The sequence below is a fragment of the Mariluticola halotolerans genome, from assembly GCF_021611515.1.
Lineage (GTDB): Bacteria > Pseudomonadota > Alphaproteobacteria > Rhizobiales > Devosiaceae > Mariluticola > Mariluticola halotolerans.
Genome location: NZ_CP090960.1, coordinates 1245234 through 1271394, shown reverse-complemented (window position 1 = coordinate 1271394; position 26161 = coordinate 1245234). Strand labels below are relative to the sequence as shown.

The window sequence follows — 26161 nt, the reverse complement described above, 5'->3', positions numbered from 1 at the left end:
ACATATAAAAATCCGGTTGCATGAGGCGGGGTTAGCCCCGCCTCTTTGCGTTTTGATGTGCGAAAAGCGCATCGGGGTCATCAAAGCGTATTGAGGCATGCCCTAACAGGGGATCATTTGTCCAACCCCGTGCATCATGGATGCACAGCATGTAAATGTCGGCTAACATGTCGCCACCACCCTTAATCTGGATGACGCCTTGACTAAAAAGGAAAGCGCCCGCCGCGCGCCCACCGAAAGCGATGTAGCCAAACTGGCTGGTGTGTCGCAATCCGCTGTATCCCGCGCCTTCACGCCCGGTGCCAGTGTTGCGGAAGCGACCCGTAAAAAAATCCTGCTCGCCGCCCAGAGCCTCGGCTATCAGCCGAATCTGATGGCCCGGTCCCTGGCCACAAGGCGCTCCAACATTGTCGCCCTGGCCATTTCCTATCTCGAAAACCCGTTTTATGCACAGGTCGTCAAGGAACTCTCCGACCGTTTGCGCGATACGGGCCGCCACATTCTCCTCTTCACCACGCCGCCCAATCAGGATGCCGATCCGGCGCTCGAGCGGGTGCTGTCCTATCAGGTCGATGCCCTTGTCATGACAGCAACCACCGCTTCGCTGGAACTGGCCCTGCAATGCCAGAAGGCGGGCGTGCCCATCGTCCAGATCAACCGCGAATCAAAACTCCCCGGCATTTCCACCGTCAGGGGCGAGAACCAGCGGGCAGGGGAGATGGTTGCCGCCTTTCTCGAGGCCGGTGGCCACAAGCAGTTCGCTTTTCTCGGCGGCACCGAAACCTCCAGCACCGGCCGCACCCGGCGCGATGCCTTCACCAATTACCTCAAGGCCCGTGGCCATGAGGTTGAGGTCGCTTTCGGCAATTACACCTTCGAGGGCGCCGCCGCCGCCGCCCGCAAGCTTTTGGAAGGGCCAACCCCGCCCGACGCCATTTTCTGCGCCTCAGACTATATGGCTTTTGCCGTGTCCGATGTCGCCCGGCGCGAATACAAGCTCAGGGTGCCCCAGGATCTCTCCATTGTCGGTTTCGACGATGTGCCCGAAGCTGCCCATTCCGGTTATGACCTGACCACTTTCTCCCAGCCCGCCGCCGCATTGGTGGAAGAGGCGATCAAAATCGTCGACACCATGATTGCCGAACCGGGGCGGCGTGCCCAGCGCCGTGAGGTGCGGGGACAGCTGATCGTGCGCGGCTCCGCCCGCCTGCCATCCACCGGCATCATTGAAGCTGACGGCAAAAAAATCTGGCAACAATAAAATCGGCTCTTGCATGCGTATGCAAAACTGTCTAATGCATGCGCATGCAAGGTTCCCTTGGCCGAGGTGCAGGGAACCGGAGAAGCGTAAGCCGTTTTTGGATGCGCAGAAAAAGGGGACGATTATGAACAAGCACAACACGCCGCTTTTTGGTGCTGGGCTTTGGTATTCATATATCACCGCGTCGGATGTGCGCGCCTGTCGCGCGTCTTCCTGGCGCTAACCGTTTTTCTCCCGGCGCGCCAGCGTCTGTTACTCATCCAATTCAGGTAAATTCTTATGACTGCTCAGTTGCTTAACCGCGATGTCGCCATCGCTGTCACCACCAATGCAAAAACGCTCCGCCTCAACGAGGTCACCCGCCCATTGGTGACCCATGCGATGCGCGATGCCGCCATCAAAACCACCCCGCAAAACGCCATTGTCGCCAATACCGGCAAGTTCACCGGCCGGTCACCCAGCGACAAATACATTGTCGAAGACCAGACGACGCAGGATACGGTCTGGTGGGACAACACCAACAGGATGGACAGCGCCAAGTTCGACCTCCTCCTTGCCGATATGCTCGATTATGCTGCCGGCAAGTCGATCTTCCAGCAGCAGCTGTTTGCCGGGGCAGATCCGGCCGTGCGCTACAGTGTCGATGTTTTCACCGAAAACGCCTGGCACGCGCTGTTCATCCGCAACCTTCTCATTCGCCCCGCAGAAGCTGACCTCAAGGGCTTTGAGGCCAATGTCACCATGGTGCACATGCCCAATTTCGAGGCCGATCCGGCCCGTCACGGCACCAAAACCACCACCTGCATCGCGCTCGATCTGACCCGCAACATCATCCTGATCTGCGGCACGGCCTATGCCGGCGAGATGAAGAAATCGGTCTTCTCGCTGTTCAACTACCATGCGCCGGACGCTGATATCCTGCCTATGCATTGCTCGGCCAATCTCGCCGCCAATGGCGACACAACGCTGTTCTTCGGCCTCTCGGGCACCGGCAAAACCACCCTGTCCACCGAACCGGGCCGCGCCCTTGTCGGCGATGACGAACATGGCTGGAGCCCCACCGGCGTCTTCAATCTGGAAGGTGGGTGCTATGCCAAGGCCGCCAATCTCACCGAAAAGGGCGAGCCCGAGATTTTCGAGGCTGCCCGTCAGTTCGGCTCAGTGCTCGAAAATGTCGTGCTCGATCCGAAAACCGGCGAGCCCGATTATGCCGATCTCTCGGCCACCGAGAACACGCGCATTGCCTACCCGCTAACCGCCATCCCCAACCGGGTGGAGGAGGGGGTTGCCCCCGCGCCGCGCAATGTCGTCCTGCTCACTGCCGATGCCTTTGGCGTCCTCCCGCCCATCGCCCGGCTCAATGTCGAGCAGGTGATTTACTACTTCCTGTCCGGCTACACCGCAAAAGTTGCCGGCACCGAGCGCGGCGTCACCGAGCCGCAGGCCACATTCTCCGCCTGTTTCGGCGCGCCCTTCATGGCCCGTCATCCGGCTGAATATGGCAAGCTGCTGGCCAAGCGCCTGTCCGAGGGCGACACCAATTGCTGGCTGTTGAACACCGGCTGGACCGGCGGCGCCTACGGCACCGGCCACCGCATGCCCCTGTCCACCACCCGCCGCCTGCTCGATTCAGCTTTGGCCGGTGAGTTGAACGAGGGCGAATTCCGGCGCGATCCGCATTTCGATTTCGAAGTGCCCCTCCATGTCGAAGGCGTTGAAGACAAGATCCTCAACCCCGTCGAAACCTGGAGCGATGCCGGGGCCTATGATGCCCAGGCAGACCGTTTGCTGCAGCTGTTCGAGGATAATTTCCAAAAGCTCGGCCCCGCTGCCGGTGCGCTCACCTCGGTCCGCGCCACCCGCACAAAAGCGGCCTGATCCCATAAAGGCGGGCGCAACCAAAGCGCCCGCCAATCGTTATGCCCGCGGCGCGTTTGCGCCGCTGCCCGCTGATTTCATTGTAAAGGACGCACCATGGCTTTGATCACCCTGCGCCAGCTTCTCGATCACGCTGCTGAACACGGTTACGGCATGCCCGCTTTCAACATCACCAATCTGGAAACCCTTCAGGCCGTGATGATTGCAGCTGACAGAACCGGCAGCCCGGTTCTGGTGCAGGCCAGCCGCAGTGCCCGTTCCTATGTTGATGATGTCTTTCTCAAACACATGTTCCAGGCCGCTATTGAGCGTTACCCGCATATTCCGGTCTGTGTGCATCTTGATCACGGCAATGAGTTGAGCACCTGTCTCTCCGCCATGGAAAACGGCTTTTCCTCGGTGATGATGGATGGCTCGCTGATGGCCGACGCAAAAACGCCGTCCGATTTCGATTACAATGTCGAAGTAACGGCCTCTGTTGTTGAACAGGCCCATGCGCGCGGTGTCTCCGTAGAAGGCGAAATCGGCGTGCTGGGTTCTCTGGAAACAGGCGAGGGCGAAAAAGAAGACGGGCACGGCTTTGAAGGCAAGCTCGAGAAGAAGCAATTGCTCACCGATCCTGCCGAAGCCGAAGCATTCGTCCGTGCCACCGGTGTGGACGCGCTCGCCGTCGCTGTCGGCACTTCGCATGGTGCCTACAAGTTCTCGCGCCGCCCAGATGGCGATATTCTCGCCATGGAAGTGATCGAGGCCATCCACGCCCGTCTGCCCGCCACCCATCTGGTCATGCACGGGGCCTCCACCGTGCCCCAGGATTTGCAGGATCTCATCAATGCCCATGGCGGCGAGATCCCCGGCACATTCGGCGTCCCGCTGGAAGAGGTGGAGCGCGGCATCCGCCACGGCGTCCGCAAGGTCAATATCGACACCGATATCCGCATGGCGATGACAGGTTCCATCCGCAAATTCCTCGACGAGAACCGCTCCTCCTTCGATCTGCGCGCCATTCTCAAGCCGGGCCGCGAGCGCACCATTGCCCTCTGCCTTGAGCGCTTCGAGCGTTTCGGTGCCGCCGGCATGGCCAGCCGCATCCGCCCCTCCACGCTGCACGCCATGGCAGATCGCTATGCCGCCGGCCTGTTCAACACTAAAGTCGCCTGACAACGGCGCAAACCAGGAACAGGGGATGAGTGTGCAGGCGGATAAAAACGGCATAACGCTTGGCAATTGGCTGGATCAGGCAAAAACTGATCCGGCCCTGGTCTCCGCGCTTGAGGCGCTGGCCGATGCCGCCTTCAAAATCGCCAAAACCATCCGCACCGCCCCGCTTCTGGGCCAGACAGGTGCCGCCAATGCCGTCAATGTGCAGGGCGAAGACCAGAAATTGCTCGATGTCATTTCCAACGATATCAGCGTCGCGGCTCTAAGCGCATCACCCCATGTCGCCGCCATCGTCTCCGAAGAGATTGAAGACGTCATCCAGAACCCCAATGCCGGTGCCGGGGCAGGGCTGGTCGTCTGCCTCGATCCGCTCGATGGGTCCTCAAACATCGAAACAAACAGCGCCATCGGCACCATCTTCTCGGTTCTGGCCACCAGTTCTGCCGCCCGCCCGGTCACAGAGGCCGCCGTGCTCGCCGCCACAAACGCCCAGCGCGCTGCCGGCTACGTGCTCTATGGCCCGGCCACCTTGCTGGTCCTCACCCTCGGCAAAACCGTCGCCATGTTTGCTGAAGATGCGGCAAACGGCGAGTTCGTGCTGGTGCGCGACAATATCACCATTGCCCGCAAGGCTTCCGAATTCGCCATCAACATGGCCCACCGCCGCCATTGGGAACCGGCCGTCACAGCATATATTGATGCGCTGGTCGCAGGCGAAACCGGCCCGCGCGGTAAACCCTTCAACATGCGCTGGGCCGGCTCCATGGTCGCCGATGTGCACCGCCTGTTCGTACGCGGCGGCATCTTCATCTACCCCGCCCTCCAAACCCCCGGCGGCGCCAACGGCAAACTCCGCCTCCTCTACGAGGCCATCCCCATGGCCATGCTGGTGGAAGCCGCGGGCGGCAAAGCCATAGCCGGCAAAGCCCCCCTCAACACCATCACCCCCAAATCCCTCCACCAACGCGTCCCCCTTGCACTGGGGTCAGCTGAAGAGGTGGAGCGGTTGATGGGTGGGTATGTGTGAGGGGTTGTACTAAAAGCGGGGCAAGTTGCTCGAATGTACGGCACGGGACTAGGACGTTCTAATCCAGAAAAAACAATGATGGTTCACGTTGGTTCTTTGTCGCTAATCTTGGCAAAAGGGAAAACCAAAATCTCCTCTTTTTTTGCTAACTTTCGCGTTAGAAGGTTCTGCCGCACCTTATCCACGTCGGCTGAATAGATCACATGAGCAAGACTACTTTTAGCTCGTGTAGAGGTCACATAGAACAGCCGTCTGGTTCGATCCAACCCCGTTTCTTCACCGGCTTTGATCTTCGCGATGGTGCTTGGAGACGGATCTTTTGCGCCGAAATACTGTTCGTAAGAGAACAAGAAGCCGCCAGCTTCCTCATCATCCATGATTACCATAACTCGCTCGAATTCGTTCCCCTTAACGCCTTGATGCGTTCGGTAAATCGAATTGTCATTGACGTAGTCCCGATAACCCCTAACTTGTTGAAAAGGCGTTTTAAGCGCCGCTGCCCATGCGTCAATCTCATCATCCTTTTGCGTCGCATCAGAGGAAATAGTGGTGTCCGCTTCGAGAGCGCTAAAGTCGAATTTGGGACCAGTTCCCGGGTCAACATCCTCTTGCGATGATACGAATGATCTAAGTTTGGTTGGTATGGGCAAAAGGTTGTGTTCGGCGATAACCTCCAACACTTCCTGAAACGTAACATTGTTCTTCAGCATTTTAGATCGAAATGCTCGCTCCGCCGTGCGCGCGGCGAGCAAAGGATCACCTACGCCCTCAGAGAATGTGGATTCCTCCAATAGTGGCGAACTATTCGACCGCAGGATGGTCATCACTTGGAACTCATCTTTGGCTTCGCCAGCTTCCACCAAGGGCAAGATGATATTCGAGAAGTAGTTCAGGTCCGAACTGTCACCATCAAAAATATGATCTTTGATTCGGACTGATATGGACAGCGCTTCAATGAGGTGTTCAAAGCCGAGGCGGCGACTGGCCATTTTATGCTCAAGTAGCAAAACCGCCGTCTCGTCGGTTCTGGGGGAATTCCAAGCGGGGTCACAGTCCAATTCGGCCATCTTTTCCCGAATGCTTTGCTCAATCTCATCCTTGTTTTGGATTCCGTGAGGAATTAGGAAAAAGCGTACTAAGCCGTCCTCAGCGCCATCTTTGGCATATTGAATTCTACAGTCGTCGTCATTGCGGATGGTGTTTCCCAACCCAACAATACGGCGCCCGGAGCGATGGTTCAGGTGTTTATCAAACTCTGTCCAGTTTTCCGGCAGGGATATGCCAAGTTGTGGCTCACCACCAAAGAAAATGCGCTGCATCGTGTCGCCGAACAAGCCAATTACTGTCGTGTTGGCTTGCTTTTTTTGCAGATCAAACAGTGAATTGATAACGGATCTGTCGGTGTCTTGGCTTTCATCAACAAAGATAAACGGATACTTGTTGGCAAGAATTTCACCCATCATCGGTTTAGTAGTCAGAAAATGCGCGAAAATCTTCAGCACATCTGAGTGCGAGAGCGCATTTTGCGCTGAGTTGACCCCATTGGGATCATAAATGAAACTGCGTGGCTGCACTAACCATTCCATCTTGTCGGTAAGCCGGGCAATATTTCGTTTCCTTGCTTCCGATGCCGCACCTGCGCGCCCACGATGTTCTTTACCTTCCAAGTCGCTAATTTCATCCGGTATTGTCGCCAAGTACCATTTCCGAATATCTTCGTTGAAGCCAGCGATGGAGAGCCAACAAAAGCTGTGTATGGTGGAGATTGCAAAAATTGGGTCTCGCGCAACGCGATCTATGATCTCATTGGCCGCATTATTGGTGAATGTGACGACGGCAACCTGTTTTCCGAGTTTTGAAAAATCTGCTGCGTATTGCCCCTTTAGATAATCCAGAGCCTTCTCGAGCGAGTAGGTCTTCCCGGAACCGGCACCAGCAAACGTAATAAAGCTCTTACCCGAAGCCAATTGTAGGCAACTGCGGATGCCGTCATCGACAGATTTGTCATGATCTATCGGCTTTGTCGCCGCCAAGAATCCGTCATGGGTCATGGCGTTTTACTCACAAACCAGGGGACAATTGAGTCTGCAACCACTCAAGTCCTTCGCTTATATAAGGCGGGGTTTTGAAGGAGTTCTCGGCATCTTCTGAGATGTAGAAAAGGCAGCTAAAAGCGAAATCGCCCTTCGTCAGTTTCTGCACATAGTTAAACAGTGAAATTTCGAGTGGTTTGGTATTGCTGTTGAATGCTTCTTTCGCCTCCTTTATCTGCGGGATATTTTGGAAATACGGTTTGTCAAAATTTGCGAGAATGAGCGAGTCTTCAAAAGTTCGGCTAAGTACCTCAGTTCCGTTAATTTTAATTTTTTTCTGGAAAGCAACGAATAATGCCGAAGTTTTACCTTTTTTGGTGTCGCAATCTTCTTTGCTAAGATTCACCAAATCATCGACTGAAGAATGCTTAGGGTGCCAATTGATGAGTGTGTAATTATTGGTAATTTGGCTTTGTTGCAATTTAGGGGCGCATTTTTTGCCGCCGGTGTCTAACGTGTCCAAGTCGGTTATGATAAGTGTTATTATTCCTAGTTTTTCGACAAGCGCTTTGTACTTGTGGGTGTGAGCGCCACTAACTTCCAGTATAGACAAATAGCGTTTCGAGAGGTCTTTAAAATTTCTGGCAATAAATTCCGGAACCAGCAGGCGTTCGGCTTGGCCCTCGACGAAAATTACCCCATCGGCAAAGAAAATGTCACAGTGGGTCAGTTTAAGGTGCTTGCTGACAAATTTTAGCTCGTTTTTTTCGTCAGCGAATAGGTCTGACATATTCTCGACCGACGAGTGATCCATCTTGATTTCGTCATTGGCAGAACTCCGCCGGAAGTAGCGAAGGTCTTTGAAATCAACATCATTGACGATGTGGCTAGAGTGGGTGCTAACTACGAGTTGGGTTTGGAACTCAGTATTCGCCCCTAGCATCGGGTGTTTCCGTAATGTTTCGTAGGCTTTTGCGATGAACACACGTTGCACCTGGGCGTGCAAATTCACCTCTGGCTCTTCCACCAACACCAGATGAATGGGTTCGATTTGCGCGTTCAACTCGCCATCAGACGATACTGACTTGCCCGTTCGCATCCATTTTTCGCGAAATCCAAGCAGCCGAAAAGTAAGATATATCAGGTTCTGATATCCCAACCCAAGGTAGCTTTCCGGAAGGCTGTCATCTTGGTCTTTGTCAAAGCGATAACGTACTGACGAGGGCCTCTGCAGAGCATCTGCCCCACTAACTTTGGCTGCAATTTCTACGCTTGGATTGCCGCCAATGCCCGGATACCCCATTTGTTCCAGCTCATCGAGCGGGGCTCTAAATTGCTGCTCAAGACGCCTGGTAAAACTTCGCTCCATCTCCTGCTGCTTTGCCAGCACTTCAAGATCGCCGGCTTCGGGAAAGTCCTCAGGATTCAGAAAGCGCTCATAGTAGTCACGTAGCAGTTTATTCAACTGCTGTTTTTCGGAATATGGTCCCCTTGGGTCGGAGCTGTCTTCGATGCCAAGTCCGCGCTGCTCCGAGATCACGTCCACGCGGATCAGTTTCTTCAATGCGCCAGAAGGCAAAGGCTGAAGTTGCGGGGCCTGACCTTCTACTTGTCCGGCGTCTTTAACCGCTTCTAAGATCTCCGCCTTCTCTTCTGCTTCTGAAGGTTTTTCATCGTCTCTGGCATAGTGAGCTTCTACGCCGAGAATATAGTGCTTCAAGTTTATATATTTGTTGAAATTTCTGCCTTTCTCCAAGAATTCGAATAGGTTCTTTGGCCAGAGCGATGCACCGCTGTGGCCTGCAACAACGCTTCTTGCTTGCTTGAAGTCTGCGGCTAAAGCAGCCATGTTTTCAGGCTCGTAAGCGATCCGAACACCTAGTGGCCCGCCGCGCCAGCCAAGATGAGGGAGTATGTCTCGAGCCTTGTACGCCTCAGAGGCATCGGCTGTGATGACCAAATCCAAACAAGGAAGCAAACCGGCCAACCTTTCGCTTAGTGTCACAAGGTCCTCGGTGGTAATTTCCTTGACCTCAAGACGTGCCCCGATGTCGGAAATTGACTTCCAATGCTGCTTGGAAACATCACGAATCCGAAGGTTTTCCGGCCTTGCTAGAAACGTGTGAAGGGCGCCAATGCACGAGGTCTTTCCGCTATTATTTGCGCCGACTAGAATTGTCTTTTTATCATATAGAGCCAAATCTATATCGAAGAGTCTTCGGTAGTTTTTGATATGAAAAGAAACAATTTTCATTGCTGGCCGCCCGGGAATTTAAGTATCATAAAAATATAATCGGAATATTCTGAAGTCTATAACGGAATATGAGTTATATTTATTTTGCCACAAAAACTATCAATGCCGGCTGATTTTAGGTGCTGGAGTTTGCCCAGATACCAAACTCAAACCATCGAATGTCCGCTTTTCATCAGAATAGCGTCTTTTAAGTCCTTGTGCCGGGACTCGCCCCGGCATCCCACACACCCCACCCCGAAATCCGCCTTTAAGCCGCCCAGCTTTTCCCCTAGATTGGGTGAAGCCGCGTGCCCCATCGCGTTGCCGTCCCGCCACCCCAAAACAAAAGAGACCAACGCATGCGCATCGCTATCGATGTCACCATGGCATATCAGCTTAACGGCGAAGAGCCGGCGCTGTTGACCATTGAAGCCGCCAGAACCGATGGCCAGACCATTATCGAGAGCCAGCTCGATATCGAAAATGCCACGCTGAGCCGGGTCAGCGGCGAGGGCGGGCTGGGCCAGCGGGTCTGGGCGCATGTGCAAAGCCAGCGGCTGAACCTGCGCTACCGCGCCCAGGTGGATGTCACCCGCCCCGCCATCCCGCTGCAAAACCTGAAGGCCACGCCTCTTCATGCGCTGTCCGGTGAGGTGGCCACCTATCTGCGCGCCTCGCGCTATTGCGAGGCGGATCTGTTCGGCAATATCGTTGCCAAACAGTTCGGCGATCTGGAGGGCGGCGCAAAAATCGCCGCCATGCGCGATTGGGTCAATGCTGAAATCGCCTATGTCCCGGGCAGTTCGGGCGCTGCAACCGGCGCCATTGATACATTCATCTCCCGCGAAGGGGTGTGCCGCGATTTCGCGCACCTGATGTGCAGTCTCGCCCGCGCCGCCGGCATTCCCGCGCGCTACACATCGGTCTATGGCCTCGGCGTCACCCCGCCCGATTTCCACGCCGTGGCGCAGGTCTGGCTGGCGGATGCCTGGCATTTCGTCGACGCAACAGGCATGAGTGCCGCCGATGGCCTTGTCGTCATCGCCGCCGGCCGCGACGCCGGCGACGTGGCCTTCCTCGAAACCACCCAATGGGCCCAACTCGCCAACCAGACGGTCGACGTGTCACGCGGCTAGGGGCCGGGAAAGGCGCGTTTCCTAAGCCGCCGGCCCCGCCAGCCAGCGCAACATCGCGTCTGTCGTCTCGTCCGGCTTTTCCTGCTGAATCCAGTGGCCGCAATCAAGGCTGATCACATCAACATTCGGCACGAAATCCGTCAGGTTTTCCGATTTCGGGATCATGTCCCGCTCGCCATAAATCATCAGCGCCGGCTTTCTGATCACCGGGTCCACATCCGCCAGAATGTGCCAGTTACGATCCAGATTCCGGTACCAGTTGATACTGCCCGTAAACCCCGTCTTCTCGAATGCCGAGATTAAAACCGCCAGTTCATCTTCCCCCATCACCGGCGCACCAGCGGGCGTTTCTGCCAGGGCGAGGTTGATCATCATCATGCCGGGCGCGGGCGGCACGGGGGGCAGGTCGCGACGGAACAAATTACGCAAAAACCGCGCCGTGTTCGCATCCAGCACCGCATCGGCCACCCCCGGCTGCCGGTTGAAATGCACGAAATAATTGTCGCTGCCAAAAACCGCCTCCATGAATTCAATCCATGGCGTGGGCGTGCGCGCCTGATAGGGCAGGGCCAGGTTGATGATCTTTTTCACCCGTTGGGCATGCAACAGCCCCAGCCCCCAAACCACATTGGCCCCCCAGTCATGGCCCGCAAAAACCGCGTCCTCATAGCCATAATGATCCAGCAGCCCGGCCAGATCCCCCGTCAAATGCGCAATGTCATAAGCGCTCACCTCCGCCGGGCAGGATGATTGGCCAAACCCCCGCTGGTTCGGCACGATCACATGATAGCCCGCCGCGGCCAGCGCGGGCATCTGGTGCCGCCACGAAAAGGCATGCTCGGGCCACCCGTGGCACAAAACAATCGGGTTGCCGGCATTCTCTTGTCCGGCTTCAAAAACTTCAAGCTCCACGCCGTTCACGGCAACAAGCGTGGGCACGGGAAAATCGGCAGGGCTGAACATGGGCATTTCTCCTTGTTGAATGGGTCAGCCGCTGTCTAAAATCAAATGGTGCCAAATTCTGGCACCTTTGTATGCGAGCCTGTGCAGATGAACATTCGCCGCCGCCAAGATGCCATCGTGCGCAGCCTGCGCCGCCAGGGCACCGCAACCATTGCCGAAATAGCGCAGGATGTCGGCGCATCCCGGCGCACAATCCTGCGCGACATTGCCGCCCTGCGCGATGAAGGTTTTGTCATTCATTCAGAGCCGGGCCGGGGCGGCGGGCTCTATCTCGATCCGCAGTCTGTGCAAACCACAGCGCGCCTCTCCGTGGCCGAAATCTTTGCGCTGCTCATCAGCGTGGCCAGCATGCGCGCCGCCGGCAACCTGCCATTTTCAGGCCTCGCCGATGCCGGGCTCGCCAAAATCGAAAAAGCCCTGCCAAACGACAAGGTCCGCGATTTGCGCCGCTTTCTGGATTGCCTCTATGTCGGCACGCTCGCCCCTCAGGTCGATATATCCGATCTGGGCACGATGGAACCGGCCCTCCTGCCGGCGTTCGAACGGGCCTTTCTCCAGCGCCAGCACCTGCGCTTTCGCTATCGCGACGCAAAAGGGGCGGTCACCCACCGCCATGTCGAACCACAAGCCATGCTGATCCTGCCCCCCCTGTGGTATCTGGTCGCCTGGGACCCGTCCCGCGACGATTTCCGCCATTTCCGCATGGACCGCATAACCGCCCCCGAATATCTCGAAAACACCCCCTTCCGCCGCCGAACCGTCCCCTTCGACGACACCGTCCGCCCGGTGCAGGATACGGGGCGCAATTAAGGCTGGTAGTGCCACCTCATCGAGGAGGAGGTGCTAGTAGCCACGCCGGATCAAACCCGTCTTTCCAAGACACAATGGCCTTGTCCGCAAAATGAGCTGTGCGACGGTTAAGTGCAGCCGTAGTTGACGTGCAGGCACTCACATATCTCACCGGCTTCACAAATGGCGTCGCTGGATGATGCAGTATGATCGAGTGCCGCGGCGACAGCGGCATCACGACTTCGATGCCTTTGTCCGTCAGTGATTTCTTGTGAGTCAGATATTTGTCCCTGGGCACTGTTGGATCAACCCATGTCACCGGACTGTCTGAGGTTATGAAGCTCGGTTCGTCGGTGCACATGATGGTCATCGTCATCTGCCTTAGCATGGGCAGCACATCGGCTATTGCCCCCGGCAGCAAGAACTTCATGGGTGTTGCTAGAGCTGTTCGAAGGCCGTCTAGCCTCTTTTGAGGGCTTGGGGGCAGAGGCGGGCCTTCAGCCGTTCGCTCAGGCTTTGAGGCGCTCGGTGTCACGACATCGCGTTCTTGCTGCTCGATAGCATTCAACTCATCTTGCCACAGCATACTTTGGATCTCGCGAGCATGGGGCGTTCGAGCGTGCATCGCCGCGATGAACTCAATCAACCTAGATTGTCGGTGAAGCGGCAACTGACGGTATTGGGCGACAAAATCCGTGACAAGAGTTTTCAGGCCTTTCTCTAGTCTCGACAGTTCATGCTCAATCTGTAAATCTCTGGCCCCATCGGGTCTCTGGATTGTGTAGATATCCGTCTCAGTAAAGAGGTTCTTGGGCGCACGCTTTCTTCCCGCGCCACCATACGGATCAAACGTCCACACATAGGGCTGCATGCGCGCGGGCGTGTCGGGGTCGCACCAAGCGGCCAAATAGCTACGTGGAATGTAATGCTGTGTTTTATGACTGCCGGACCTAGACACTGGTCGCTACTTCGCCCTTGATAGCCGCCGCGATATCGGCATCGTCGATGGTCATGCGTTGCTCTTGGCACAACAGGTATTGAGCCCACGTCGTTATTAGAAAAGGGTTCAAGATGCTAAGTCTGCCGTCCACGAAATCCAAAAAAACTGGACGGCTGGTTAAATGGGCCGCCTGATTACTCGACTAACGTCCTAACCAATTTTATCGTGCTCATTCGTAGATGTGCATGTGTTGCTGCATCGTGAGTGCCGACATTATGGCCAGAAACAATTAGTTTCGATGTTGACAATGGTCGGAAAGATGTCAAGAAATTTACGGATGTAATGAATAAATTATAGTTGTTCTAAGGTCTGTTTTTAAAAGGTGATTGTACTCAGTGCCTGGATTAGACAAAAAAGTTATCGGCGAAATAAATTGGGCAAAGGCTGCAAGGAATATTCTGGTCGATAATCGGTCTGATTTCATACTAGCGCCTCACTTCGATATTATTTTTCGCGAAAAAAGCGATGAGTTGGTTCAACAGCTCACGGCGGCGCTTTCTAGTGGCATTTATGAACCTCAGTTGCCGATCCAAATGAGCGTTCCCAAGCAGGGTATTCTCTCTCGGCCAGGAAGCATTTTGCTCCCCCAGGACCGGCTTCTTTATCAAGGTATTATCGAGGATATAATCGGCCAATTGGAAGGTCAAATGGACCGAGGGCGTACATTTAGTCATGTGCCCGCAGACGATGCCGATCATCTTTTTGCGCCGTCATTTGATACATGGAATGCGTTCCAGCAAAGAGTTGAACAAATTTGTGGCGAGTGTAACTTTATCCTTCAATGCGATGTCGCTAATTTTTTTGAAACGCTCCCCCAACACCCTCTCATCAATGCATTGGAAGGGAGTGGATGCAGAACCGAGTCTGTTCGCCTATTAGAAAAGATGCTGACGAGCTTCAAACAAAGTGTTTCTCAAGGCATTATCCAAGGGGTTTTCCCGTCGGATGTTTTAGGGAATTTCTATTTGACGGATATCGATGGGCTTTGTGCCTTGAAGGGACTTCCGTCCGCTCGCTACGTTGATGACATCTATATAGGCTTTGCGACTGAGCTAGATGCAAAAATATTTCTCAATACTTTGATCGAGAAACTCAGAAAAGTAGGTCTCAACCTCAATCCTGTTAAGACCCATATCAAAGCTTCGGACGCCCTCCTTTTTGAACAAAAGGAGGTTGATTTATTGTTTGACGCCGCTAGGGCAGAGATAGCAGGGACCAAAGATTTGGTGGAGCAGGGCGGTTATGGCTTTCAGGGCGATTGGATTAATTCCGACGACCTTGAAGATGCTCTGTACCAAGGTGTTGACGAAGAACTTCTCGCTGTCCGCGCGCTACTTGATTACCCGGCTGACACCCCGGATTTGGCAGAAAAAATCGACCGATTTTGTTTGCCTTACCTACGATCTGTCGGTGATGATTATGGAATTGAGAGAGCATTCTCTGGTCTTGTTGAACGTCCCCACCTTATTAGGCATTATTTTTCTTATCTGAACCATTTTGCCAGAACCAATCCTGATGTCAGGAGCCGAATAGAGGGGATGATACGTGCCAACGGCTTTTATTTGGATTACCAGCGCATGTACTATCTTGCTGGCGTGATGTCCTGTGATGGGGTTGATAGCGCTACAGTTAGACACGCGCTCAACTGGCTTCAAGATGGCAGGATTGGAGATCCAACACGAGCGATCGCCGCCATATTTGTTTCAAAATTTGGTGGAGTGCAAGACAAGCGAAGCGTCAGGGATATGTATGACGACACGTCGCCTTATGTCAAAGCTGCGATCCTATATTCGGGGCAGTTTTTTGTTGGCGCGGATAAATCGGTGATGAAGAAGGCTTGGCGTGGCCATTCAGAGATTAACGCTCTGATAGCCTCATCAATATAGTCCAGCCGCTCGGTGGTCTGGTCAATTTTGACGGCTGCATCCTTCCCCCCTAAACCACCTCAGCCGGTGCAATCGACAGTTCCGAGACAAAATCATAGGTATCGCTGCGATAATAGGAGCGGGTGAATTCCACCAGCGTGCCGTCGCTCAGCCGGGAGGCGCGTTCGATATAAAGGGCGGGGTCGCCCGCGGTCACGCCCAGCAAATCGGCTTCGCGCCGGGGCAGGGCGCGGGCTTTCAGCCTTTGTGTGGCGCGCACCGGCATGGCGCTCACCGCCGAAAGCGCGGCATAAAGCGAATGGTCCACCAGTTCCGGGTCCGGCAGATAGCGGGCGGGCACCGTGGCAAATTCCACCGCCAGCGGCACCCCGTCGCCAGAGCGCAAGCGATGCAGATGCAACACCTTGTCTCCCGGCGACAGGCCAAACAGCATCACCTCTTCCGAGGTGGGATAGGCCAGTTTTTTCTCCAGCCATTGCACGCTTGGGGTGCGCCCCCGGTCAATCATTTCCTCGGTAAAGCTCGATAGCCGGGTCAGCGGCTGCTCGATTTGCGGCAGGCCCCCGGCCACAAATGTGCCAGAGCCGCGCTTTTGCCGCAGCAGCCCTTCCTTCACCAACAGGTCCAGCGCCTTGCGAATGGTCACCCGCGACAGGCTGGTCTGCTCCATGATCCGGCGTTCAGAGGGTAGGGCCTCGCCCTCGCGCATTGCCCCTTCCTCAATCAGCTGCCGCAGCACATTGGCCAATTGCAGGTAAAGCGGGGTCGGGTCCGATCCATTGGCCCGAAAGCCGATGATCCGTTTAATGCCGCCACTGGCGTTTTCCATCACCGGCCCCCATCAGGCTTTTGGGCGCTGCCGGCAAGGCCAATAATCGGCAATAAGTGCCATACCATCATAATACCAATTCCTCCCGCCAGCGCACCCAAAAAGGGGTGCCCGGCCTCCTAGTCGGACGCGGCAAATCCGGGCCGCATGATCAGTTTTTCGTCCGGCGCTTGCCCGCTGGCCAACAAAAACGCGCCCACCAATGGGTCTGCTGTGTTGATTTGCCAGTCAAAGCCGGGTGCCGCCGCCTTGCAAAGCGGCATCAGCACCGCGCCAAGGCCACCCGCCAGCACCACAATGCCCGGCTTGTCCTTGTAAAGCGCCTCTGCCAGATCGATGATTTCGCCCGCCGCCATCTGCAGCAATCCCCGGCAAAACGGGTCATCCGCCGCTGCATGCGCCACAATCGGCCGCGCCAGCGCGCCATATTGGGCGGGCCGGGCGGTGGATTGCCAGGCCTGAATCTCTTTCGTCGTATTCCCCGCTATCACCATGACATCATTGCACAATGTCCGGGGCAGGGGCGGGTCCAGCGGCACCCCGTCCAGATGTTTGGTCAACAGCCCGGTCAGTTTAAGCCCCAGCCAGGCCCCGCCGCCCAGGTCCCCTGCGGGAAACCCCCAGCCGCTCAGCGCCAGCGTTTGCCCGCCCGGCAACAGCCGTTGCGCCGTCACCCCGGTCCCAACAGAAATAAGCGCCCCCGGCTGGCCCGCCGTCGCCGCCAATAGCGCCGTATATCCGTCGCCGACAAATTGGCAGCTTTCAAAATCATCAAGGCTGGCCGCCAGCGCGTCTTCCCGCTCGGTCAGGCTGTGGCCCGCAATTCCGGCGCAAAGCCGGGTTTTGCCGGCAGCGTCCGGCCCCAGCGCCAGTTCAGCGCAAATCGCTTCCCACACGGCGCGAATGGCCTGTTCTGCCTGCGCTGCGCCCAGCGACAGCGCGCCGCCGGCACCGCGCGCACGGGCTTTAAGCGCGCCATCTTCGGCAAACAGCGCGCCGCGCGTTTCCGTGCCGCCAATGTCAAGGCAAAAGACCTGCACACACCCCTCCGCTGCAGTTGTGGTAGACTCTAAGTGATACCAATTATCATTCTCACATTGCCGCCGTTTTGGCAAGCGTGGCCGAATTACATGTTATAAAACAGTGGTTTGTGTGAATGTGATCAAAATATTAAAAAGGGCATTGCCGATGAGGTATGCTTTTGGTAGCGTTTTGGTATTCAGGGGAGTGCTATTTTGCCGCAAGACGTTACCAGCCGCACTGAAACAGAAACCCAAAGTGGGGAATGGCGCGAGACAGAGTTTCGCAGCCCCCGCTACGAAAATCTCGAAACATGGGGCGCGGGCGAAGTCCTTTCAGCCCTTCTCGGGGGCCAGCATCAGGCGCTGCACGCCGTCTGGGGTGCCCTGCCGCAAATCGAAAAGGCTGTCGCCGCCGCCGTGGCGCGTCTGGCCCGCTCCAATGGCCGCCTCGTTTATGTCGGGGCCGGCACATCGGGCCGTCTCGGCACGCTCGACGGGGTGGAGCTGACACCAACCTTCGGCTGGCCGAAAGAGCGCATTGTCTATCTGTTCGCCGGGGGCGATGCCGGCCTGCGCCGCGCCCAGGAAGGGGCCGAGGATGATGCCGCCGCCGCCGAGGCCTCGATTGCCGAAATAGCCGCCGGGCCGGATGATGTGGTCATTGGCCTCGCTGCCAGCGGCACCACGCCCTATACCCGCGCCGCCATCACCGCCGCCCGCAAAAATGGCGCACTCACCATATCCCTGGCCAACAATCCCGGCAGCCCGCTGCTCGACGATGCCGAAATCGGCATTCTCCTGCGCTCCGGGGCCGAAGTGCTGGCCGGGTCCACCCGTCTGGCCGCCGGCACCAGCCAGAAGGTCACCCTCAATCTTTTCTCCACCACGCTGATGATTGGCCTCAACAAGGTCTATCGCGGCTACATGGTGGACATGCAGACCAGCAATGAAAAGCTGGTCCTGCGGGCCGAGCGCATGGTGATGAAGATCACCAAATGCGATCTCGACACAGCGCGCACCGCGCTGGCCACAGCAGAAAATCACATCAAGCTGGCCGTCTTGCTGGTCAATGGTGTGGAGAAATCGGCAGCCCAGCTCTTGCTGGCGCAGCACGACGGCAATCTGGGTGCAGCTCTCGATGCGGTCACATCCTGAGCGCCAAATGCCCCCGGCGGCGGCCAGCCCATCCGGCCGCTGAACTATGATCGAACGATAACAGGAGGACTAACATGAAAAATGCAATCGTCAGTGGTCTCGTCTCCGCACTGATGCTCGGAACCGTTGGTAGCGCATTTGCTGTCGATCTCACGATCGAAAGCTGGCGCAACGACGATCTCAGCATCTGGCAGGACAGCATCATCCCCGCCTTTGAAGCCCAGCATCCGGACATCAAGGTCAAATTCTCCCCAACCGCGCCGACCCAGTACAACGCGGCCCTCAACGCCAAGCTCGATGGCGGCACCGGTGGCGATCTGATCACCTGCCGGCCTTTCGATGCCTCGCTTGATCTCTACAACAAGGGCTATCTCGCTGATCTGTCCGATCTCGAGGGCATGGAGAACTTCTCCGATGTCGCCAAGGCCGCCTGGTCCACAGATGATGGCTCCGCCACCTTCTGCGTCCCCATGGCCGCCGTTATCCACGGCTTCATCTACAACAAGGACGCCTTTGACGAGCTGGGCCTGACCGAGCCGACCACACAGGCCGAGTTCATGGACGTGCTCAAGGCCGTCAAGGAAGACGGCACCTATGTGCCCCTCGCCATGGGCACGCTCGACCAGTGGGAAGCTGCAACAATGGCCTACCAGAACATCGGTCCGATGTACTGGAAGGGTGAAGAAGGCCGCAAGGCCATCATCGATGGCACCGGCAAAATGACCGACGAAGGCTGGGTCAAGCCTTACGAAGTCATCGCTGAATGGGCCGATTACATGGGCGACGGCTACCAGGCCCAGGCCTATCCCGACAGCCAGACCATGTTCACCCTTGGCCGTGCCGCCATCTATCCGTCCGGTTCGTGGGAAATCTCCCCCTTCCGCCGCGATGCTGATTTCGAAATGGGTGCCTTCCCGCCGCCGCTGCCTGAAGCCGGCGACAAGTGCTACATTTCCGATCACAACGACATCGCCATGGGTCTCAACCCTGCTTCCCCCAATGTTGAAGCAGCAAAGACCTTCCTGACATGGATGGGCTCGAAAGAATTCGCCGAGCTTTATTCCAACGCACTGCCGGGCTTCTTCTCGCTCGCCAGCCACGAAATCACCCTCGACGATCCGCTTGCCAACGAGTTCATCTCCTGGCGCAAGGATTGCGATTCCACCATCCGGTCCGCCGCACAGATCCTGTCGCGTGGCACACCGAACATGTGGAGCGAAATGTGGGGCGTTTCCGCCAATGTCATGAACGGCAAGCAGACCCCTGAAGAGGCCGCAGCCCAGCTGCAGACTGGTCTCGAAGCCTGGTATGCACCGCAGCAGAAATAAGCTGACCGGGTCGGGCCCACGGGCCTGACCCCTTTCAATTTTGCGGATGCCCGGTCGCCGGGCGTCCGCACCAACAAAAAATATCGGCGCCCGCATGCGGGCAGGGGTCAACCGACCAAGGTTACAGCTGGGGCAGGGCAATGCAGGATACGACACTCACCACCGCGCGTAAGAAAAAGCCGTTCCCCTGGCACATTCTGGTGTTCATGGCCCCCGCGGTCATCGTTTACACCGCCATCATGATCCTGCCGCTGGCCGAAACCCTGCGGCTCTCGCTTTTCCAGCGCGACAGCGTCACCCAGGCCGTCTCATGGGTAGGTCTGGAAAATTACCTCCGCCTGTTCTTCGATCCGTTCTGGGTCGGCCCGTTCTTCAACGCGCTGGGCAACAATTTCTTCTTCTTTGTCATGCACATGCTGCTGCAAAACCCCATCGGCATTCTCATTGCCGCCTTGCTCTCCATGGTGCATCTGCCCGGCAAGAAGCTCTATCGCACGGCCATTTTCATGCCGACGCTTTTGTCCTTCGTCATCGTCGGCTTTGTCTGGAAGCTCATTCTCTCGCCGCTCTGGGGCGTCTCCAAAGGCATGATGACCGATGTCGGCATCGGCCATTTGTTCATGCCCTTCCTCGGCAAGGAAGAAACGGCCCTCACCACCCTGTCGCTGATTTCCGTCTGGCAGTTCATCGGCATCCCCATGATGCTGATTTACGCCGCGCTGCTGTCGATCCCCGAAGAGGTGATCGAGGCCGCTGAATGCGATGGCGTCACGGGTCTGGCCCAGTTCTTCAAGATCAAGTTGATCCTCATTCTCCCAACGATCGGCATCATCTCCATTCTCACATTCGTCGGCAATTTCAATGCCTTCGATCTGATTTATACCACCCAGGGTCCGCTCGCCGGGCCGGATTTTTCCACCGATCTGCTCGGCACTATTCTTTACCGAACCTTCTATGGGCAACAAACCCAGCCGGGGGATCCAAACATGGGCGCAGCCATCGCCACGATAATGTTCTTCATCATTCTCGCCGGCGTCGCCGTCTACCTGTTCTTCATTCAGCGCAAGCTGACCCGCTACGAAATGTAAGGCTGAGATCATGGCTATTTCCCGCGCCCGCCGTAATCGTGTCTCAGAGCTGATGGCTCACGCCATCCTGCTGACCTTCGCTGTGATTGCGATGTTCCCGGTCATTCTGATCATCATCAATTCGTTCAAAACCAAGAAGGCGATCTTCAAGTCGCCCCTTTCCCTGCCAAACGCGGAATCGTTCGATCTGGTGGGCTACACAACCGTCTTCACACAAGGCAATTTTCCGCTCTATTTCACCAATTCGGTCCTCGTCACCGTCGGCAGCCTGTTCTTCGTGCTGCTGTTCGGGGCCATGGCCGCTTTTGCCCTGAGCGAATACAAATTCCCCTTCAACCGGCTGACAGGGCTTTATCTGGCGCTTGGCATCATGATCCCGATCCGCCTCGGCACGGTCGGCATTCTCACGCTCATGGTCGCCACCAAACTGGTCAACACCCATTGGGCGCTGATCCTTGTTTACACAGCGCAAGGCCTGCCGCTTGCCATCTTCATTCTCTCCGAGTTCATGGCCACGGTCTCCAAGGATTTGAAGGCCGCCGGGCGCATAGATGGTCTGTCGGAATATTCAATCTTCTTCCGGCTGGTCGTGCCGCTGGTCCGTCCGGCGCTGGCCACCGTTGCGGTTTTCACCATGATCCCGATCTGGAACGATCTGTGGTTCCCGCTCATTCTCGCGCCGTCCGAAGCCACCAAAACCCTGACCCTCGGGGCCCAGGTCTTCGTCGGCCAGTTCGTCAATAACTGGAACGCCATTCTCGCGGCCATGGCCCTCGCCATCATCCCGGTTCTGGTGCTCTACACCATCTTCTCGCGCCAGCTTATCCGCGGCCTGACTTCGGGAGCCGTCAAATGAGCCAGTCTCCAATTCGTGTTCTGGTCGCCGGTCTGGGCAATATGGGGCGCTCCCATGCGCTCGCCTATGAGCGCAATCCCGGTTTCGAGATTGCCGGTCTGGTCAATCGTTCGGCCCCCAAAGGGCTTGATTCAAGCCTTGCGCATTACCCCATAATCCCTTCATTCGATGAGGCTTTGGCCGACCTCAAGCCGGATCTGGTGGCGGTCAATACCTATTCAGACAGCCATGCCGAATATGCCATCAAGGCGATGGAGGCAGGGGCGCATGTCTTTGTCGAAAAGCCGCTGGCCACAAGTGTTGAAGATGCAAAGCGTGTTGTCGCCGCCGCCAAAGCCAATGGCCGCAAACTGGTCGTCGGCTATATCCTGCGCCATCACCCCTCGTGGCAAACCCTGATCGGGGAGGCGCGGGCGCTCGGCGGACCATACGTCTTCCGCATGAACCTCAACCAGCAATCGTCCGGCGATACCTGGAAAACCCATCAGCAATTGATGCAAACCACATCGCCAATCGTCGATTGCGGCGTGCATTATCTCGATGTGATGTGCCAGATCACTGATGCCAAACCGGTTGAAGTGCGCGGCATGGGCGTGCGTCTTTCCGAAGATATCGCTCCTGACATGTATAATTACGGTCACCTTCAGGTGCTGTTCGCCGATGGTTCCGTCGGCTGGTACGAGGCGGCATGGGGACCGATGATTTCCGAGACGGCATTCTTTGTCAAAGACATCATGAGCCCCAAAGGCTCGGTCTCCATCGTTGTCGATGCGGACGCCAAATCCGACGATATCGATGTGCACACCAAAACTTCCACCATTCGCATTCATCACGCCGCAACCGGTGCCGACGGCGGTTTCGCCCAGCCCGATACATTGCTGCAAATGGATGATGAGCCGGGGCATCAGGACCTTTGTGAACGCGAACAGGCCTTTGTGCTGAAAGCAATCACCGAAGATATCGACCTTGGCGATCACATGAACGACGCCGTTAATTCCCTTGCCGTTGTGCTTGCCGCCGATGCGTCTGTGCGCACGGGCAAGCCCCAGAAACTGGACTTATAAACATGGCCAATCTCCAAGTCTCAGCGCTGCATAAATCCTATGGCAACGTCAAAGTGCTCGACGGTATCGATCTCGATATCGCCTCTGGCGAGTTTCTTGTTCTGCTCGGGCCATCGGGTTGCGGCAAGTCCACCCTGTTGCGCATCATTGCCGGGCTGGAAGATGAAAGCGCCGGCGATGTGCTGATCGATGGCAAGTCCATTGCCCATCTGCCGCCCGCCAAGCGCGGCATTGCCATGGTGTTCCAGTCCTATGCGCTTTATCCGCATCTCACCGTGCGCGGCAATATGGCTCTGGTGCTCAAACAGGCCGGCTATTCCAAAGAGGAAATTGAGGCACGCGTTGCCGAAAGTGCCCGCGCTCTTGAGCTTGAACCCCTGATGGACCGCAAACCCTCCGAACTCTCGGGCGGTCAGCGCCAGCGCGTCGCCATTGGCCGCGCCATTGTGCGCGATCCAAAGGTCTTCCTGTTCGATGAGCCGCTCTCCAATCTCGATGCCGCCTTGCGCGGGCAGGTGCGCCTCGAAATCGCCCAGCTGCACCAGCGGCTTTCCGCCACCATGGTCTATGTCACCCATGATCAGGTGGAGGCCATGACCCTGGCCGACCGGATCGTCGTCATGAATGGCGGCGAGATCCAGCAAATCGGCACCCCGCGCGATCTTTACGAGCATCCCGCCAACCTGTTTGTCGCCGGGTTCATCGGTTCCCCTGCCATGAATTTTGTCGCCATCGAAAAGATTGCCGGTGGCAGCGCGGTTCTGGTCAGCGGCGCTTCGCAGGTCCTGCCAGCAGGCCTGCCCAAAACCCACGGCGCGGCAACCCTTGGTGTCCGGCCCGGTGGCTGCAAAATTCTCGGCGCTACCAGCAAGACCAAAGGCATGGCCGGCGAAGTGCTCCTTGAAGAATATCTGGGCGATGCCACCTATGTGCATGTGCGGCTCGATAGCGGCGAGAACATCGTCGTGCGCGAAGACCCGGCCAAGCGCCATGCGCCCGGCGCGCGCGTCACCATAGAAATGGACCCGGCGGCCATTCATCTGTTCGATGCCGCCACCGGTAAGCGTCTCGACTAGCGACGCATGAAACATCTCGAACCACGCACTGGCACAGTCCGGTCGTGATTCAAAAACAATGACTTGGCGTGCGAAACGGATTCAATTGATCCGCCGCGCAGAAGTCAGGAAAGAGGATAGAATTGGCTGAGAACACCACCCATATGCGCGCTGAAATCGAAGAGATTCCGGTCGCGGTTGAACGTTTTCTGAAAGGGTCGGAGGGTGCGGTAAAGGCCGCAGCGGCCGCGCTTGCCGCCAAAAATCCGCAGATGATTGCAACCATTGCCCGTGGTTCTTCCGACCATGCATCTGCCTTCCTCAAATACGCGATCGAATTGACCGCTGGCGTGCCGGTTGCGTCCCTGGCTCCGTCCGTTGCCTCCATTTATGGCGCGCAACTGAAGCTGGCCAATGCCGCCACCATCGCGGTGTCGCAGTCCGGCGAAAGCCCCGACATTGTTGCCATCGCCGATATGGCCAAAAAGGGTGGGGCGCTGACGTTGACCCTCACCAACAAGTTGCAATCGCCGCTCGGCAAGGGCGCTGATCACGCCATAGACATTGCTGCCGGGCCGGAGCTGAGCGTCGCCGCCACCAAAAGCTTTTTCACCTCAATCGTTGCGGGCCTCGCCATTCTCGCCGAATGGCAGGACGATGATGGCTTGCGTCAGGGCTTGAAAGCCTTGCCCGGCCAAATTCGTCAGGCGCTGGAATGCGATTGGGATGCCTTGACCGATGTTATCGATGGCGACAATTCGCTGTTCGTGCTCGGGCGCGGTCCCACCATGGCCATTGCCAGCGAAGTCGCGCTCAAGTTCAAGGAAACCTGCGGCCTGCACGCAGAAGCCTATAGCGCTGCCGAAGTCATGCATGGCCCGGTTGCCCTGGTTGATGCCGGTTTCCCGGTCCTCACACTGGCCGCCCGTGATGCGGCAGAGGCCGCATGCCTTGCCGCCGCCGAAAAGCTGGCAACAGGTGGTGCCGCCGCCTTCATTACCGCTGACGGTACAGACAAAAGCCGCAAACTGCCCTTCGTCGCCACCGGCCACCCGCTGACCGACGCCTTGTGTCTCGTTGTGCCTTTCTATGCCTTTGTCGAGGGCTATGCCCGTCATCGCGGTCTCAACCCCGATCAGCCGCCGCGTCTGCGCAAGGTGACGGAGACACACTGATATGAGTACCCCCAGCGCCGTCACCGCATCGCGGATTTTCGATGGCAAGACCTGGCATGAAGACGCCGCTTTGGTGCTCGACGATGCCGAGGTCGCCCGAATCATGCCGCGCGCGGATCTGCCCGCCGCAATGGCGGTCGAGCAGCTTGCCGATGGCTTTCTGGTGCCCGGCTTTGTCGATCTTCAGGTCAATGGTGGCGGTGGGGTGCTGCTCAATAACGACCTGACGGTCTCTGGCATTCACACCATCTGCGCAGCGCACGCCAAATACGGCACCACCGCCTTGCTGCCAACCCTGATCACTGACACGCCCGAGGTCACAGACGCGGCCATAGCCGCGGGCATTGAAGCCACCAAAGCGGGTGTGCCCGGTTTCGCCGGTCTGCATCTTGAGGGGCCGCATCTCTCCATCGCCCGCAAAGGCGCGCATGATCCCGCCTTGATCCGCCCAATGACCGATGCCGACAGCGACAGGCTCATTGCCGCCCGCGCCCAATTGCCGGCCCTCATGACAACCGTCGCCGCCGAATCCGTCACACCGGCGCAGGTGCGGGCGCTTGTCGATGCGGGGATCAAGGTCTCCATCGGCCATTGCGATGCAGGCTATGATGACGTCAGGGCGCTGGCCGATGCCGGTGCCACCATGATCACCCATCTGTTCAACGCCATGAGCCAGTTCACCGGGCGCGAGCCGGGCATGGTTGGCGCAGCGCTCAATACCGGCAGCCTCAATGTCGGGTTGATTGCCGATGGCTTCCACGTACACCCCGAAGCCATGGCACTGGCGATCCGCGCCAAACAGGGGCCGGGCCGCATCTTCCTTGTCACCGACGCCATGTCCAGCATTGGCACCGACATGACCGAGTTCATGCTCAATGGCCGCCGCATCCTGCGGGCAGGGGGCAAACTCACGCTTGAGGATGGCACGCTCGCCGGCGCCGACCTCGACATGGCCACCGCCATCCGTGTTCTGCACACCAAAGTCGGTATCGACCTCGATGAGACTTTGCGCATGGCCACGCTCTATCCGGCTGAAACCATCGGGCGGACCGGCGCCGGCATTTTGGCCCCCCAAAGCCGCGCCGACTTCGTCTGGCTCAGCGAGGGGCTCGAGGCGCGCCGGACATGGATTGCGGGTCAGCCCTTATAAAGCCTGACAATCCCCTTACAAAACCCCTTGGATAAGCCTTCACGAAGGCTTGTTTTAGGGGTTTGTAAGTTA

21 protein-coding genes are annotated in these 26161 nt (G+C 57.1%); 15 read left to right on the top strand and 6 right to left on the bottom strand.

Features of this window, described 5'->3' with window-relative positions:
* Positions 1–199 precede the first annotated feature (199 nt).
* The 4 genes from L1P08_RS06115 to L1P08_RS06100 all read left to right on the top strand — a co-directional run bounded on the left by L1P08_RS06115 (position 200) and on the right by L1P08_RS06100 (position 5327).
* Positions 200–1261, top strand: coding sequence for a LacI family DNA-binding transcriptional regulator (locus L1P08_RS06115; RefSeq protein ID WP_303619116.1), 1062 nt, complete (start codon positions 200–202; stop codon positions 1259–1261).
* Positions 1262–1540: 279 nt separating this feature from the next.
* On the top strand, positions 1541–3139 hold the full coding sequence (pckA, locus tag L1P08_RS06110; protein ID WP_303619115.1) for a phosphoenolpyruvate carboxykinase (ATP): 1599 nt from the start codon (positions 1541–1543) through the stop codon (positions 3137–3139).
* Between the two features lie 96 nt (positions 3140–3235).
* Positions 3236–4300, top strand: a complete 1065-nt coding sequence (gene fba / locus L1P08_RS06105; RefSeq protein ID WP_303619114.1) for a class II fructose-bisphosphate aldolase — start codon at positions 3236–3238, stop codon at positions 4298–4300.
* A 25-nt stretch (positions 4301–4325) separates the two neighbouring features.
* Positions 4326–5327 carry a class 1 fructose-bisphosphatase gene (locus L1P08_RS06100; protein WP_303619113.1) on the top strand — a complete coding sequence of 334 codons (1002 nt, stop codon included), beginning with the start codon at positions 4326–4328 and terminating at the stop codon, positions 5325–5327.
* A gap of 83 nt (positions 5328–5410) precedes the next feature.
* Here L1P08_RS06100 and L1P08_RS06095 read toward each other — a convergent pair whose 3' ends face one another.
* Complete coding sequence (locus L1P08_RS06095; RefSeq protein WP_303619112.1) at positions 5411–7378, bottom strand: UvrD-helicase domain-containing protein; 1968 nt, start codon at positions 7376–7378, stop codon at positions 5411–5413.
* 10 nt (positions 7379–7388) lie between these two features.
* Positions 7389–9614: an AAA family ATPase gene (locus L1P08_RS06090; protein WP_303619111.1), complete on the bottom strand. Its 2226-nt coding sequence runs from the start codon at positions 9612–9614 to the stop codon at positions 7389–7391.
* A gap of 338 nt (positions 9615–9952) precedes the next feature.
* Here L1P08_RS06090 and L1P08_RS06085 point away from each other — a divergent pair, with 338 nt between their 5' ends.
* Positions 9953–10729 (top strand): transglutaminase-like domain-containing protein, encoded by a 777-nt coding sequence (locus L1P08_RS06085; protein WP_303619110.1) that lies wholly within the window; start codon positions 9953–9955, stop codon positions 10727–10729.
* Between the two features lie 21 nt (positions 10730–10750).
* On the opposite strand, the gene L1P08_RS06080 is transcribed toward L1P08_RS06085, so the two are convergent.
* Positions 10751–11692 carry an alpha/beta fold hydrolase gene (locus L1P08_RS06080; protein WP_303619109.1) on the bottom strand — a complete coding sequence of 314 codons (942 nt, stop codon included), beginning with the start codon at positions 11690–11692 and terminating at the stop codon, positions 10751–10753.
* An 87-nt stretch (positions 11693–11779) separates the two neighbouring features.
* Between L1P08_RS06080 and L1P08_RS06075 the strand changes: the two genes are divergently transcribed.
* On the top strand, positions 11780–12502 hold the full coding sequence (locus L1P08_RS06075) for a helix-turn-helix transcriptional regulator (protein WP_303619108.1): 723 nt from the start codon (positions 11780–11782) through the stop codon (positions 12500–12502).
* Between the two features lie 16 nt (positions 12503–12518).
* Here the strand turns inward: L1P08_RS06075 and L1P08_RS06070 are convergent, their stop codons facing one another.
* Positions 12519–13352, bottom strand: a complete 834-nt coding sequence (locus L1P08_RS06070) for a DUF4238 domain-containing protein (protein ID WP_303619107.1) — start codon at positions 13350–13352, stop codon at positions 12519–12521.
* Between the two features lie 464 nt (positions 13353–13816).
* On the opposite strand from L1P08_RS06070, the gene L1P08_RS06065 reads away from it, so the two are divergent.
* The gene (locus tag L1P08_RS06065; RefSeq protein ID WP_303619106.1) at positions 13817–15367 is read left to right on the top strand and encodes an RNA-directed DNA polymerase; all 1551 of its coding nucleotides are present in this window, start codon (positions 13817–13819) and stop codon (positions 15365–15367) included.
* Positions 15368–15416: 49 nt separating this feature from the next.
* On the opposite strand, the gene L1P08_RS06060 is transcribed toward L1P08_RS06065, so the two are convergent.
* The gene (locus L1P08_RS06060) at positions 15417–16196 is read right to left on the bottom strand and encodes a GntR family transcriptional regulator (RefSeq protein ID WP_303619105.1); all 780 of its coding nucleotides are present in this window, start codon (positions 16194–16196) and stop codon (positions 15417–15419) included.
* 119 nt (positions 16197–16315) lie between these two features.
* A complete protein-coding gene (locus L1P08_RS06055) occupies positions 16316–17236 on the bottom strand; it encodes a glucosamine kinase nucleotide-binding domain-containing protein (RefSeq protein WP_303619104.1) in 921 nt (306 codons plus the stop codon).
* Between the two features lie 195 nt (positions 17237–17431).
* Between L1P08_RS06055 and L1P08_RS06050 the strand changes: the two genes are divergently transcribed.
* The 8 genes from L1P08_RS06050 (at position 17432) to nagA (ending at position 26089) form a co-directional block, all read left to right on the top strand.
* Positions 17432–18373, top strand: a complete 942-nt coding sequence (locus tag L1P08_RS06050) for an N-acetylmuramic acid 6-phosphate etherase (protein WP_303619103.1) — start codon at positions 17432–17434, stop codon at positions 18371–18373.
* Between the two features lie 74 nt (positions 18374–18447).
* Positions 18448–19701, top strand: coding sequence for an ABC transporter substrate-binding protein (locus L1P08_RS06045; protein ID WP_303619102.1), 1254 nt, complete (start codon positions 18448–18450; stop codon positions 19699–19701).
* A 140-nt stretch (positions 19702–19841) separates the two neighbouring features.
* Positions 19842–20789, top strand: a complete 948-nt coding sequence (locus L1P08_RS06040; protein ID WP_303619101.1) for a carbohydrate ABC transporter permease — start codon at positions 19842–19844, stop codon at positions 20787–20789.
* 10 nt (positions 20790–20799) lie between these two features.
* Positions 20800–21645 (top strand): carbohydrate ABC transporter permease, encoded by an 846-nt coding sequence (locus tag L1P08_RS06035; protein WP_303619100.1) that lies wholly within the window; start codon positions 20800–20802, stop codon positions 21643–21645.
* Positions 21642–22709, top strand: coding sequence for a Gfo/Idh/MocA family oxidoreductase (locus tag L1P08_RS06030; protein ID WP_303619099.1), 1068 nt, complete (start codon positions 21642–21644; stop codon positions 22707–22709). Before L1P08_RS06035 ends, L1P08_RS06030 begins: the two co-directional genes overlap by 4 nt.
* 2 nt (positions 22710–22711) lie before the next feature.
* Entirely contained in the window at positions 22712–23785 is a 1074-nt protein-coding gene (locus L1P08_RS06025; RefSeq protein ID WP_303619098.1) for an ABC transporter ATP-binding protein, read from the top strand.
* A gap of 143 nt (positions 23786–23928) precedes the next feature.
* Entirely contained in the window at positions 23929–24939 is a 1011-nt protein-coding gene (locus L1P08_RS06020; RefSeq protein WP_303619503.1) for an SIS domain-containing protein, read from the top strand.
* A 1-nt stretch (position 24940) separates the two neighbouring features.
* A complete protein-coding gene (gene nagA, locus L1P08_RS06015; protein WP_303619097.1) occupies positions 24941–26089 on the top strand; it encodes an N-acetylglucosamine-6-phosphate deacetylase in 1149 nt (382 codons plus the stop codon).
* Positions 26090–26161 lie beyond the last annotated feature (72 nt).

Bases quoted from the DNA above. Each gene is read 5' to 3' on its own strand.
- L1P08_RS06060 (WP_303619105.1), bottom strand. From the start codon at position 16,196: ATGGAAAACGCCAGTGGCGGCATTAAACGGATCATCGGCTTTCGGGCC.
- L1P08_RS06035 (WP_303619100.1), top strand. From the start codon at position 20,800: ATGGCTATTTCCCGCGCCCGCCGTAATCGTGTCTCAGAGCTGATGGCT.
- L1P08_RS06040 (WP_303619101.1), top strand. From the start codon at position 19,842: ATGCAGGATACGACACTCACCACCGCGCGTAAGAAAAAGCCGTTCCCC.
- L1P08_RS06045 (WP_303619102.1), top strand. From the start codon at position 18,448: ATGAAAAATGCAATCGTCAGTGGTCTCGTCTCCGCACTGATGCTCGGA.
- L1P08_RS06025 (WP_303619098.1), top strand. From the start codon at position 22,712: ATGGCCAATCTCCAAGTCTCAGCGCTGCATAAATCCTATGGCAACGTC.
- L1P08_RS06020 (WP_303619503.1), top strand. From the start codon at position 23,929: ATGCGCGCTGAAATCGAAGAGATTCCGGTCGCGGTTGAACGTTTTCTG.
- L1P08_RS06075 (WP_303619108.1), top strand. From the start codon at position 11,780: ATGAACATTCGCCGCCGCCAAGATGCCATCGTGCGCAGCCTGCGCCGC.
- pckA (WP_303619115.1), top strand. From the start codon at position 1,541: ATGACTGCTCAGTTGCTTAACCGCGATGTCGCCATCGCTGTCACCACC.
- L1P08_RS06030 (WP_303619099.1), top strand. From the start codon at position 21,642: ATGAGCCAGTCTCCAATTCGTGTTCTGGTCGCCGGTCTGGGCAATATG.
- L1P08_RS06090 (WP_303619111.1), bottom strand. From the start codon at position 9,614: ATGAAAATTGTTTCTTTTCATATCAAAAACTACCGAAGACTCTTCGAT.
- L1P08_RS06085 (WP_303619110.1), top strand. From the start codon at position 9,953: ATGCGCATCGCTATCGATGTCACCATGGCATATCAGCTTAACGGCGAA.
- L1P08_RS06100 (WP_303619113.1), top strand. From the start codon at position 4,326: ATGAGTGTGCAGGCGGATAAAAACGGCATAACGCTTGGCAATTGGCTG.
- nagA (WP_303619097.1), top strand. From the start codon at position 24,941: ATGAGTACCCCCAGCGCCGTCACCGCATCGCGGATTTTCGATGGCAAG.
- L1P08_RS06095 (WP_303619112.1), bottom strand. From the start codon at position 7,378: ATGACCCATGACGGATTCTTGGCGGCGACAAAGCCGATAGATCATGAC.
- fba (WP_303619114.1), top strand. From the start codon at position 3,236: ATGGCTTTGATCACCCTGCGCCAGCTTCTCGATCACGCTGCTGAACAC.
- L1P08_RS06070 (WP_303619107.1), bottom strand. From the start codon at position 13,352: ATGCAGCCCTATGTGTGGACGTTTGATCCGTATGGTGGCGCGGGAAGA.
- L1P08_RS06080 (WP_303619109.1), bottom strand. From the start codon at position 11,692: ATGTTCAGCCCTGCCGATTTTCCCGTGCCCACGCTTGTTGCCGTGAAC.